The organism is Nocardia sp. NPDC050630, assembly GCF_044457245.1.
Taxonomy (GTDB): domain Bacteria; phylum Actinomycetota; class Actinomycetes; order Mycobacteriales; family Mycobacteriaceae; genus Nocardia.
In genome coordinates this window covers 1-12,374 of the sequence record NZ_JBITGN010000004.1, presented here as the reverse complement: position 1 = coordinate 12,374, position 12,374 = coordinate 1, and the positions used below count along the sequence as shown (strand labels likewise).

Below are 12,374 nucleotides of genomic sequence, written 5' to 3'. Positions count from 1 at the left end.
ATGGATCCGGGCGATTGTTACCGACAGCACATCGAATTGTTTTGGGTGTGATTCGATATCAGGCCGGCGGCAGTTCGGAATGTCTGGCGAAGGCCTGATCGATCAACTCCGACGTCGCGCGCGTGGCGATCAGCCGGGCGATGGCCAACTCAGATTCGAGTTTTGCGCGGTCCTTCGGTGTGCGCCCGGACTGTTCGTAGACCTGGCCCGCCAGGAAGTAGAACAGTTGGGTCGCATACTGATCGGCGATCTGATTGCAGTCCGCTCTGAGTCGCTCGATCAGTTCGAAGGCGTCGCGTGCGGGAATACCCGCATCGACGAGTCGGGTGGTCAGGTCACCGCAGCGCGGATTGGTTACCCGGTAGGCCTCGTGCGGATCGCCACTGGCGGCGAGCGCCTGCTGCACGTATTCCGGAAGTTCCGGGGGTGCTTGCTTGCGCTGCGCACGAGGGGAGCCAGGCGCGGCGACCGTCGTCGGCTCGGAGATCGGCTGATCGTTGACGCCGAGCACCTCCGCCAATCCGTCGCCACGATCCCAGGCCTCGAGCAGTTCCCGAATCCCGTTCAACTTCATGCCCCGACTGAGCAGACGACTGATCGTCTGCAGTCTGTTGAGGTGATCCGACCCGTAATAGCCGATGCGCCCCCGGACATCGGGGGAGGGGAGGAGTCCTCGTTCGTGGTACACGCGGACGCTTCGCACGGTGGTGTCAGCCGCCCGCGCTAGCTCGTCGATCGTGTACTCGGACTCAACAGCCATATCCATAGGAAACCACAATTCGCCCCTTAGCGGATGGCCCGCGAACAAATGTACCGTTAACTAACGATACGCCAGGATCACATGTTGGTCAACGTGCCGTTAAGTAGCGGCAGAACCGATTGCCGAGTTGGCCGATCGTGGGTTAACGTGCGTAGACCAGTACATGCTGGCCCTCCCGGGGACTGTTGAGCAGCCCTGATGACCGCCCGACCAATGGGCCCGCACAACGGAGTTGGCGCGCCCTCGGCACCCCGGAGACGGCTATGAGCATCATGCAATCTTCCCTCGTCGTGGAAACCGTTGTGACAGCAAAGGTTTCGACGCTTCCCAGCGGGTCGGCCCATCGCCCGCCCTGCGCGGACGGGCCCGACGACTGGGACCTGGACGTCGGCACTCCGGACTCCTGGCGTGCGGCGATGCGAATCTGTGAGAGCTGCCCGGTCTTCGCGAAATGTGAACAGTTGGCGCAGACGCTCATCGAGCGCGGCACCGGCCCCCGCGCGATGATCTGGGCCGGGGTGCCCTATGACAGCGCGGGGAAGGTCGTTTCGGACCTGGACCGTCATCGCATCACCCCCATCGACCACAAGCGGCCGCTTCGGATCATTCGAACCGGCTCGCGCCCGGCGCCCGCCGAACCCGCTCCTTCGGCCCCGCGCCGTCACATTGTGCTCGGTCGCAGACTGGAACCGACCGGAACCGGCGCGCACTGACCTATGCTTCGTCCTGTTCGCGACGGACTTCATTCTGGCGGTGTGTAACTCATGACGATGTTGGCTCTGGAGATCGGGCCGGGCGGTTTCGCGGCGAGTCGGGTGGCCGACAATGTCGGCGAGGACGAGATCCGGCGGGTCTCGATCCCGGCCCGCGCGGCCTGGGACAGCTGCCGTGACCTGCTGCTCGAGGCCGCAGGTGGCGAGGATGTGACCCGGGTCGGAATCGGTTCCGTCGGCCCGCTCGATATGGCCGCTGGTGTGGTCGCACCGCCCGGTATCGCCGAGTGGGGGACGGGTTTCGGGATTGTGGCGGCAGTGCAAAGACTGTTTCCGAACGCAATCGTCCAGTTGGCGCTCGACGGCGTGTGCCTTGGCCTGGCCGAGCGCAACTTCGGTGCGACGAACGACGTGCTCGACGCGCTTGCGGTTATGGTCTCGGACCGGATCGGCGCCGGGGTCATGGTCGGTGGTTTCGTGGTGGTCGGTCGGACCGGAAACGCGGGAAACCTCGGCCATGTGCTGGTGCCAGGCTTCGATGAGCTCTGCGAATGCGGGGGACGTGGCTGTCTGGAGGCGGTCGCCGGCGGAGTCTCCGCGGTGAAATGGGCACGCGCGCAAGGTTGGCAGGGCACCTCGGTCGACGACCTGGTCGGTCAGGCGCGTGCGGGTGACGAACTCGCCGATGCCGCGCTCACCCGCGCCGGGACGGCGCTCGGCCGCGCGATCGCCTCGGTAGCCGCGTTGCTCGACCTGGACCTGGTCGTCCTTGGTGGCACGCTGGTGGCACCGGGCACTTCCCTGTGGAAAGCGCTCGGCGCTGCGGTCGCCACGCACGCCCGGCTCGGCTATCTGACCGGATTACGGGTCGTGCCATCGGAACTCGGCGCGGTGGGGGTACTGGCTGGTGCGGGCGTGTTGGCATTGACGGCCGGAGAGGGTTAGCCCCGTCGCGGTTGCGGGCATTGGAATTGCGCCTGAGACCAGTGCGTTCGTCGCTGGTCTCAGGCCTTGTGCGGTGATTCGCCGCATCTCGGCGAACTGCCCTGAGCTGCGGGAATTCTGACGCGTGCACATGCGTTCTTAAGCGGACGTTAAGAAAGGTCCGCTCGGTGAACATCGGGTGGTCACGTCATGCAGACTGCAACTGATGTCGACATCCGCAAACCTGTTGAACGAGCCGTTAGATAGCGGTACATTATCCGTGTCACACACAGGTGGCGGTTTCCGACGAACGGTTGGTACGGGCAGTGCGATGACAAGTGGCGCAGTAAATCCTTGGATAACGATCGAGACGTTGACGCCCGAGGCGATGTCGGTGGCTTCTGTCGGAGACGCACCGCGTGGATTCGCCGACTGGCAGCGAGTGCTCCAGCGGGTAATGGCGCGGACTCCGGCGCTCTACGACAGTCTCAAGACCCGGAGCCTGATCGATGCGATCCGGGCGGCGCGCGACGAAGCCGAGGACGTGGATCTGACGCTCGCAACCGGTTCGGGTCCGCACGCGCTGCGGATACGTCCGGTGTTCGGGCCGGGCGGCGATGTGCACGCGGTCCGTTTGTGGATGGGCTCCGCCGCGGCGACCTGTCCGGAATTACCGGCCGCGGTGGGTGCGATCTGGGACCTCAATACCCAGACGATTCAGCAACCCATCGGTGCGACCCGGCTGACGGGCAATTCGGCCGAGCAGCATGTGCCGGTGATGTCGATCGCGGAGTTGTTCCATCGGATCTCGGCCTTCAATCGACACGCCGAGGTCCTGGATCTGCTCTACAGCCCGAAGGCCGGTGACAAGCTTCAGTTCGAGGTCACGGTGACCGACGGTCCGGAGCGGCCGGGCCGGTGGCGGATCAGTATCCGGGCCCGCGACGACGCTCGTACACAGGGCGCGTGGTTGTTGATCGAAGATGTCACCTCGGACAATGAGCCGTCCGAGTGGCCCACGCTGGAACGGGTCGGATTGCGTGAAGCCCACCGACGGGCCGGAACTCACCTCGCGATCGTCCAGACCGAACGCGCCAGCATCTCGCATTGGCTCACCGATCCGGCTCCCTGGATTCGATGGGACTATCTGTTCCGGCCGGTGGACGTCTTCCATCCGGATGACCGCGTGCGTTTGATGGCCCTGAGTGACCGGTTGCAGTCCGGTGATACCGCGGGTGTCACGGTGCGAGCCCTCAACTACGGTGGCGGCTACACCCCGACATCGCTGCTGCTGTACCCGTATCCGGGTTATCCGAGTCGGCAACTCGCGATCGCCCAGCTCGTGCGCGTCGCCGATGACATGCCGATGCTGGAATCCGGGCGCAACGCGCTGGAAACCCCACAGGGGCAGGCGCCGATCGGGTACGACGATCAGCTGCAGTATCGGCTCGCACATCGCTTGAAACGTAGCCCTGTGTACTGACTCGCTGTCCCCACTGCTGGGAACCATGAGGGGGCTGGAAATGATGGTGCTCTCTACCATTTCGGGAGTGCGGACAATGGTTGGCAGATCGACGGATTCGGGCGATGAATTACTTCGCCGAATGGTCGCACGCCGCCGTCGCGACAATGTGATCGTCGCCGTGCTAGCAGTGCTGGCCGTACTCGGTGGCGGGCATGCGATCCTCGATTTCTTCGCCTCGGATCCGCCGCCGCCGTCCGACAGTGCGACGCCTGCGACCATCGGCCGTGCGCAATTGGCGGGCTCTTTCGCCGAACAGTTCATTGTTACTTACCTGAGTTCGGTTGCCGGACAACAGGATCGGCTCGGCGAATATGTCGGAGCCAGTGCGCAGCAGATCACGCTGCCCTCGACGGCCAGGCAGGTGTCGGATCCCGCCGTTGTGTACGTATCGCGCGTCGGGAGCTTCGACACGCTCGAGGTCTGGTCGGTGACCGTATCGGTGCGGGTGGGTAGTAAATCCGCCCCAACCGCCAGCAGCAGCACTACCGGTACCTCCGCCACCAACAGCAGCAACAGCAACAGCACCGGGGCAGACACCCGCCAGTTCTATCGGGTCGGCGTATCAGTGCTCAACGGTCGACTGCGGGCGCTCGCGCTGCCCGCGCTGATCGAACCGCCCAGCCGTGGCGCTGATCTGGCGCAGGCGTACTCCTCGCCGTGCACGGCGGATACGCCGCTCGCTCAAGTGGCTTCGGGCTTTCTGAGCACCTATCTGACGGGTAATGGCGATGTAGGCCGCTACATCACCCTGGACGCCGGTATCGCCGCGCTGAAACCCGCCCCGTTCAGCGCCGTGGAGACCGTAGCGGTCACCTCGGACGACAACAGTTGTGGCACAGCGCGTTCGAGCGCGCAGGTGCTCGTCACCGTCAATCCCAAGGCCGACGGCGGGGCGGTCGCGACGCTCGCCTATCCGCTGACCATGGTCCGCGATGGTGGCCAATGGCAGGTGCAGTCGGTCGATGCCGTACCGGCGATGACCAACCCGCCTGCCGTTATCGCCGACCAACAGAACTCGCGCGCAAGTGCGCCGCCAAGCTCGACGACGTCGCTGCCGTCGACGACGGTGCAGATTCCGCGGGCTACCCAGAACTGATACGAAAGAGGCACGGCCGTGGGTAATTTGAGCGCCATCCTGTACAACATCTTGATCTTCGTCCGCTGGGCGGGCCTGATCCTGATCACCATCCTGAGCATGGGTGTGCTGATATCCGAGGCGGCCAAATCCAAGCTCTCGCCCGCGAAGATCCTCGCCGTCGCCGGATCGGCGCTGCTGGCCGCGGTCCTGTTCTGGATACTCCCGACGCTGGTCAACTACGCGCGCACCGACTCCAACATCGTGGTCCCCGATCACCCCATCGGTGGCTATCGATGAGTCAACAGGTGATCAAGGTCTTCACGCCGATCAAGCGGGTTCCCACCATGATCGGCAAGGCCCAGAACGGGCAGAAGCTGCCCTTCGGGCCGTATACGCTGCCGCAGGTCGCGGGAGCGGTGGTGTTGATGGTGATCACCTCGATATGCGCGATGATATTCCCGGTCAATCCGGCGGTTACCTTCCTGGTGGGGCTGGTACTCACGATCGGGGTCGTCTTCGCCATCGGTCTGGTGCCGTATACCGGCGTGCGGATGACTTCTCGGGCGCTGTGGGTCGGGCGGCTGATCGTCTCGCGCAAGCCGGTGTCGGCATCGGGTATGCCGGTCAACGCCGATTCGGCGCGTCACACCATGTTCATCGAAGAGTCCGTCGTCCTGGTCCTGCCGGATCGTCCGACAGAGGCAGTGGACAGCGCGAAATCCGATATCCGGTTGCTCGATGTGATCGGTGTCGGCGGCAGTGGGGCGGATCTGCGCAACTGGATCAACGGCAACGGTGGCCCAGCATCGGAAGGGAGCCGCTGAATGGCGTTCGGACGAGATCTACAGCCCACCGCCGCGATTCGCGGAAATCTGCAATTCACTCACTCGGGTCTGGTCACCGCGACCTACTTCATCAATCCGCTCGGCTACGGATTGCGCAAGGCGAGTGACAAATATGACGTGAAGATGGCGCACCATGCGCTGATCAACAGCTTGCCGAGTGGTTCACTGCTGCTCGGCATCCAGGCACGGCTGAATACGATCGATGTGTTGACCAAAATGGTGGAGGGCGTCGATCTCGACGAATGCGAGGAGTACGCAGACGAGGTGGTCGCCTCGTATGAGCGAGTTCGTGCCATCGCACCGCAGACCCGGATCTTCCTGCTGACAATCCCGGTTGGCACGGCGAACTCCGGTATTTCGGCGCTGTCGCGGATGTGGCGTGGCAGCACCACAACGATCGACGCGACCGCCATCTCACGCGCGGACCTGGATGCCTACGACGATAAGGCGAACGAGATCCTGTCCCGGATCGGCGGCGATTTCGATCCGATCCCGGTGCCCGCCGCGCTTTTCCAGTGGCTGTGGGAGCACTATCTGTCGCGCGGCGCCGCGGGCGATCCGGTGGCACCGACCCGGGTAGGGGCGCTGGACGACGCGACGGCGGCGGTGTTCTCCTCGGCGGCGCTGGACGAAGGGGCCCAAGCCGACAGCAACCGGCGAATTCGGCCATCGTTCGTTCCGGTGATCAAGGTCGTTCAACCGGATTACGAGTATCGCCCGTCCTATCAGGCGATGCTCACTCCGCATTCGTTCCCGTATTCGGGCATGCGATTCCCGGGGGGCAGCGAATTCCTGAATGTGCTCGAGGGCCTCGGTGACGTCACGGTCGACTGGGGGATGCGGGTTTCGACCAAGCCCGCGGACCAGGTGCTCAAGAACAACGAGCTGAGTCTGCGCCGACTCGGTGAGCAGATGGATCAGCGCGACCAGGAGGTGTCGTTCGCGCAGAACACGCTGACCTCGAAGGCGCAGATGCTGGGTGAATACAACCAGCATTTCGAGGTCAACGGCGGTGAGTCGGAGGTGTCCTTCACAACCGTCATCGCCATCGGTGGTCCCTCGCGTGATGTCACGATGGACGCGGTCAATAACCTCAAGCGCCGCTACAAACGATTCCAGGTCGATATGACCGCCCCACTCGGTACTCAGGTCGATTTGTGGTCGATGCTCGTGCCGGGCAGTCCGCCGCGGCGGGCGTTCGACGATTTCGCGCACATCGTGCCCTCCGATATGTGGGCCGGTTTCGTCCCGTTCATCACCAGCCAGATCGGCGACGACAGCGGCCCGGTGATCGGGATCAATCTTCTGTCCGGCCAGTACGAGCCGATCCACTTCGGCATCATGGAAGCCGCACTGCACGATCTGTCGGCTTCGTTCGCGGTCACCGGAGAACTCGGCTCGGGTAAGTCGTATTTTCTCAAGCTCATGGCCGTGCTCGTGCACGATATGGGCGGCCAGTTCCTGGCCATCGACCGCAGTCAAGTTGGTGAATGGGCACATTTCGCTGCCTCGATCGACAATGCTGTCGTCATCGATCTGGCGAATCCGACGGTGTCATTGGACCCGTTGCGCATGTTCGAGCCCAGGATCGCCGGCGAGCGTGCGCTCGATTCGATCCTCCCGCTGCTGGATTTGTCGCCGACATCGGGCGCGGGCGCCGCCGCGAGCAATCTGCTGACCGCTCGCGGCATTGCCGAACACGGCATCCGCAGTCTGCTGGATTTGTTCCATGTCGTGCGGCGACTGCGTGATCAGCCGGGCAATCAGGAGGAATACGCCGACTTGGCCGCGCGCCTCGGCACGATTGTCGAGCGCGTGCCGGTGCTGTTCGATCCGTCGCTGAAACCATTGCGGCTCAATGCCGCCGCCACGGTCATCCGCAGCCACCAGCTGGCGCTGCCGACAGCGGAAGAGCTGACCACCCCGCACCTGTACAACCGCTTGCCGTTGACGAAACGACTCGGAACCGCACTGTACGAACTTGTCGGCGTCGCTGCCCGAGAGGCATTCCTCACCGATAACGGCAGATTCGGGCTGCTGGTGGGCGATGAGGCGCACCATTTCACGCAGACCCAAGTCGGATCCGCCGTCACCTCGGACTTCAGCCGTGACGGCCGTAAGCATCTGGCTGCGATCGGGCTGGCCTCGCACGATCCAGCAACCGACTTCCAGGGCGCGGCGCACAATCTCATCCCGAATCGGTTCGTTTTCCGTCAGCGCGATGAGACCTTGGCGCGCAACAGTTTGGAATGGCTCGGCGTCGATTTGGAGGAAGCGCCGTTTCTGCTGCAGGTTTTGCGTGAGGAGACCTCTCCGCCGGTCGGCACCGGCCGTCAGGTGCCCGAGGAACGCCGAGGTGAGATGTTCATGCGTGACGCGCTGAACCGAATCGGCCGTGGCAAGGTACTCGGACCGGCCCGGATCGATCGCGCCGCGGCAATTACCAGCACGCCGACTTCCAGCGGAGCCGCGCGCATCGCTGCTGCGGAGAGACAGGCAGTCCGGTGAGATTCGGTACCGGTCCGGATGATCGACGAGGATTATCCGACTTCGGAATGACGGAAGAATCGGAGTTATTCGATCCGGTTCGATGGCGACCGTCGGCGATATTTCGGCGATGTCGCAAGTGGATCGGCGCGACGCGCCGTCGGCGCTGGACCACGTGGACGATTATCGCTCTTGTCGTGCTGTTTCTCTGTCCGGGCATCATGGCGGTGCTGGCCACGGCGGAAACCAGCACGGGGACAGTGTCCGCGCCTAATAGTGCGCTGAGCTGGATGCGCGTCAAAGATTCCTCGGGGGTGGAACTTTCGAGTTACCTGTTCGCCACCAATCGCGGCGGTGTGTTGAACCCGGGAAACCTCGTAATGTCGTTCCTGATCATCGTGCTGTTCGCCATCTGGCTTGTCATTACGGTCACCGCGATCTGGCTGCCCACCGATACCCTGGACTTCGGGTGGCTGACTGTCGTCAGCAAGCCGCTGGAGGGTGTTGCGCACAGTCTGTCGGGGCAGATCGCGACACCCATCATGCTGCTGACTTTTGTGGCGATCGGCGCGGTCCCGGTTGGCGTTTTCATTGTGCGCGGCTATTTCTCCAAGGCCTCGATGCAGGTCGTGATGATGGTGGGGGTGGCGATACTCGGGCCGCTCTTCTTGGCCGAGCCACTTGCTGAGGTGCTGGCGCCGGACGGACTGCTGGCGCAGGGTCGGAATCTGGGGATTTCGGTGGCGGCCGGTTTGAACGGCAATAGCAATCCGAATCCGAACCAGTTGATCCAGACGATGCAGGCGGACATGGCGGACAATTTCGCCCGAAGTCCGTTGCAGGTGTGGAACTTCGGGCATGTAGTCGATGACCGGGCGTCCTGCCGGGCGGCGTGGTCGGCCGGTGTGATGGCCGGTGACGAGGACCGGGTCAAGAACGGGATGAAGTCGTGCGGGGACAGCGCCGCCTATTCGGCGGCCGATAATCCGAGCGTCGGTCAAATCGGCGCCGGAATTCTGCTGCTGTTGTCCGGCACGGTGCTATTGCTTTTCGGCGCATACCTGGCCATCAAGGTCATCTGGGCCGCGCTCGATTCGATCTACTACGGATTCATGACGATATTCGGATTCGCCGCGGGCGGATTCGTATACGGGCCGACGCAGACGTTCACCATTCGGTGTGTCGTGCACGGATTCGTCTCTGCCGCGCGTATGGCCGTATTCGTCATATTCCTCGGCGTCTATGAGCTTTTTCTCGGCGATCTGTTCCAGCAGGCGCGCGGCCAGGTCATGTCCGTGTTCGTCATCGTGGCGATCGTGGAAATCGTCGCGATCTTACAGCTGAAGCGGCTCAATGCTGGTCTGGAGAAGGGCAACGACTGGATTGCCAACCGCTTTGCGCTGGCCATTCAGAACGGTGGCGCCAGAACTGGCTCGGGTGGCGGTGGCGGTGGCGGGACGGCCTTGGGTATGGGGCAATTCGGCGCGAGCCACAAGATGTCGGGCATAGGGATGATGGCGCTGATGGGTGGCGCGAGCACGATTGCCAACTCGCCATTGACCGAATGGGCGATGGGCGGACTGCCGGGTTCCTGGCGGCCCCAGTCGAAATTGAAGAAGCGAATGGCGGAGGCTCAGGCCGGGGTGTGGAACACCGACGGGTTCGGTGGGCCAAACGGCTGGTATACCCAGTCCTATCTGAACCGAGAGCTCTTTTCCGCGAATGCCCGCCGGGAAGCCGGTGTCTATGGCGGTTTGGACTCGTTCCGCGGCAACGCAGCAGGCGTACAAGGTGTTATCGATGCGGGCGGGGCGGCGGCTGATGCATTCGGTGGCTTGATCGGTGCTGGCGCGAGGAACGAGGATAGGGCGTTACTTGCGGCTCGCTCGCGTGTGATTATCGGCAGGACTGCTGGTACCGCGCCGCTCGAGGATAAAGACCTCGCTTTCTTGGCTGCTTCTGTTCGGCATGCCCAGAATTCAGCACGCATGGTCATCAACGGAACAGGTAGTGCAGAGGAGGCCGCAGCTGATTTCGCGACCCTGGAGCAGGCGGCCCGAGAATTCCGCCGAGTCAGGTCGGGTGGTGTTACTCTGGATGGTGGAAACGAGCGCATTCATCCCCAGCTGGATTTTGTCCAGGATTACGTGACGGACGCTCCTGAGGTTGCACGTGCAAAGATGCAGGCATTGAATGCGGTAATACAAGATGAGACCCCAGTTGCAGGCACGGCGGCCCACACTCAATGGCAGAACTTGCAGAACGCACAAAACAGAGCGACTGGCGCAAACGTTAGCGTATATGACGCGGAGCGTATGAAGCAATGGATTATGAATGAGCATGCCAAGGATGCTCAGACGCTCGCTGGAAGGCTCTTGGACGATGTGACAAACCCGGAGACGATCCGTGATCTCCGCGACGTCGTCTATCGGGCTGTCAATACGGATAACTACTCATCGGGTGGCGCTGGTCTTTCGCAGAATATGGTGACGCCACGCGGAACTAATCCGAGTAACCCGAACTGGATCACAGGATTGCAGGGTGTACGCAATTTGCTGAGATAACTATTCGGCGCCAAGATAGTCTGCTCGTGCTGTGCGGAGAGGTATTCGATGATCGGTCGGCTCATGTTCCTCGCCATGGTTCCCGCCTGGGCGTGGTTGTTGCTGGCGGCGGTGTCCGGCCTCGGCACGCTTCTCGTCATCATGGTGCTCGTGGTCGGCGGCACGACGTCGGCCATCTCGGCCGACCTGCACTATCAGTGCGACAGTGCGGTGGGCCCGGACCCGTCGCAGACCGAGACCTCCCCACCCCGCACGACCGCTGCGTCCAGTTCTGGGACGGGCGCCGCGCCCTCGACCGCGCCTACCGCCAACCCGTACGCGGAATTGACTGTGGCACCGGATGATACGAACGCCTCGGACTGGCAGCGCGCCTGCGTAAGCGCGATCCACACCGCGCCGTATCAACTTCCGCCGCTGCAGACGACAATGAGTGGATTGCTCGGTGACTGTGCCCGGGAACTGGCCATCAATCATGCACTGAAAGCATCGTCGGGAAGTGCAGACGGTGCGCCGAGTGGCCCATCGAGCGCGGCAGGGTTGACGCGGGATGTGATCTATCAGGCCTCGGCGGCTGCGGTGACCGGGCGTTGCGATGCGACGGCGCAGCCACCGGACGACACCGAACCGGCGACACCGCCCGCGAGGGCTACATCGGCGCAGCCGGGATCGGCGGCGGTCGCGTGCGGGCAATCGTCGAGTATCGGGAAAGCGGTGATCGTGCTTCCGAAAACCATCGCGGCCCAGGCCGCATGCGGACAGCGGGTCGATCCCGCCGCGGTGTCGGAGGGTGATCTGGTCTTCTGGGATTACCGCAGCAACGCGCCTACTCGGACCGGAATCGCCCTCGGCGCAACACAAGTCATGACTTATGATCCATACTCCGGACGGTTCGTCGAGCAGTCGATCCCGACCGGCCGCGACGTCCGCATCAAGCGAGTGCTAGGGGGTGGGTCGTGACCAGCGCCGAGGTCTGGCCTGCGGATTATCAGGTCGAAGTTGTCGATGAGCAGACCGAAGGTGCTGGCGACGAGGGGGATTCACCATCCGGTCCGGTAACGCCGTGGTCGGGAAAGCAAGAGCACAAGACCAAACCGCGGACCGGCACCGGCCCGGCGAATCCCGGAACCGGTACGTCGCCTGGGCAGAACGGTTCTTCACCGGCACCAGCGCAGAATGGCGCACCCGCTACACCGCAGGGGCAAGCGGGGCAGGGCGGGTCCAGTCCGGGTTCGGCGGCTGTGCCGCAGGGGAATGTTGTGGTGCCGCCGGGTCCGGGGGCGGGTCAGCCGGGTCAGGCGCCTGCTGCTCAGCCGCAGGCTCAGGTTGCGCCTGCTGAGCCTGCGCCGCCGTTGGTGGATCCGGATGCGGTGGCGGCGTTGGCGCCGGCGGGGGCGATGGCGTTGGGTGTGTTGCCGATGCTGGCCTCGGCGCTGGCCGGATTGGGGTCCGGTGGCGGCAGCGGTGGCGGTGGTTCGGGG

The 12,374-nt window shown here is 63.5% G+C and carries 10 protein-coding genes and 1 pseudogene; 10 read left to right on the top strand and 1 reads right to left on the bottom strand.

Features of this window, described 5'->3' with window-relative positions; genetic code table 11:
• Nucleotides 1–58: 58 nt before the first annotated feature.
• Nucleotides 59–760 (bottom strand): MerR family transcriptional regulator, encoded by a 702-nt coding sequence (locus ACIBG0_RS12795; RefSeq protein ID WP_397032038.1) that lies wholly within the window; start codon nt 758–760, stop codon nt 59–61.
• Nucleotides 761–1,023: 263 nt separating this feature from the next.
• Between ACIBG0_RS12795 and ACIBG0_RS12790 the strand changes: the two genes are divergently transcribed.
• From ACIBG0_RS12790 to ACIBG0_RS12745, 10 genes and pseudogenes are all read left to right on the top strand, one after another.
• Nucleotides 1,024–1,473, top strand: coding sequence for a hypothetical protein (locus ACIBG0_RS12790; protein ID WP_397032036.1), 450 nt, complete (start codon nt 1,024–1,026; stop codon nt 1,471–1,473).
• Between the two features lie 51 nt (nt 1,474–1,524).
• Nucleotides 1,525–2,418: an ROK family protein gene (locus tag ACIBG0_RS12785; protein WP_397032034.1), complete on the top strand. Its 894-nt coding sequence runs from the start codon at nt 1,525–1,527 to the stop codon at nt 2,416–2,418.
• A 310-nt stretch (nt 2,419–2,728) separates the two neighbouring features.
• Nucleotides 2,729–3,880: a GAF domain-containing protein gene (locus tag ACIBG0_RS12780; protein WP_397032032.1), complete on the top strand. Its 1,152-nt coding sequence runs from the start codon at nt 2,729–2,731 to the stop codon at nt 3,878–3,880.
• A 76-nt stretch (nt 3,881–3,956) separates the two neighbouring features.
• The gene (locus tag ACIBG0_RS12775; RefSeq protein ID WP_397032662.1) at nt 3,957–5,018 is read left to right on the top strand and encodes a conjugal transfer protein; all 1,062 of its coding nucleotides are present in this window, start codon (nt 3,957–3,959) and stop codon (nt 5,016–5,018) included.
• An 18-nt stretch (nt 5,019–5,036) separates the two neighbouring features.
• The gene (locus tag ACIBG0_RS12770; RefSeq protein WP_062991015.1) at nt 5,037–5,297 is read left to right on the top strand and encodes a hypothetical protein; all 261 of its coding nucleotides are present in this window, start codon (nt 5,037–5,039) and stop codon (nt 5,295–5,297) included.
• Nucleotides 5,294–5,824, top strand: coding sequence for a hypothetical protein (locus tag ACIBG0_RS12765; RefSeq protein WP_397032030.1), 531 nt, complete (start codon nt 5,294–5,296; stop codon nt 5,822–5,824). The genes ACIBG0_RS12770 and ACIBG0_RS12765 overlap by 4 nt, the downstream gene beginning before the upstream one ends.
• The gene (locus ACIBG0_RS12760; protein ID WP_397032029.1) at nt 5,825–8,353 is read left to right on the top strand and encodes an ATP-binding protein; all 2,529 of its coding nucleotides are present in this window, start codon (nt 5,825–5,827) and stop codon (nt 8,351–8,353) included.
• A gap of 47 nt (nt 8,354–8,400) precedes the next feature.
• Nucleotides 8,401–10,896 carry a hypothetical protein gene (locus ACIBG0_RS12755; protein ID WP_397032028.1) on the top strand — a complete coding sequence of 832 codons (2,496 nt, stop codon included), beginning with the start codon at nt 8,401–8,403 and terminating at the stop codon, nt 10,894–10,896.
• A gap of 48 nt (nt 10,897–10,944) precedes the next feature.
• Nucleotides 10,945–11,853 carry a hypothetical protein gene (locus ACIBG0_RS12750; RefSeq protein WP_397032027.1) on the top strand — a complete coding sequence of 303 codons (909 nt, stop codon included), beginning with the start codon at nt 10,945–10,947 and terminating at the stop codon, nt 11,851–11,853.
• Nucleotides 11,850–12,374, top strand: a pseudogene (locus ACIBG0_RS12745) (hypothetical protein); the annotation flags it as partial. The gene ACIBG0_RS12750 and the pseudogene ACIBG0_RS12745, both read left to right, overlap by 4 nt.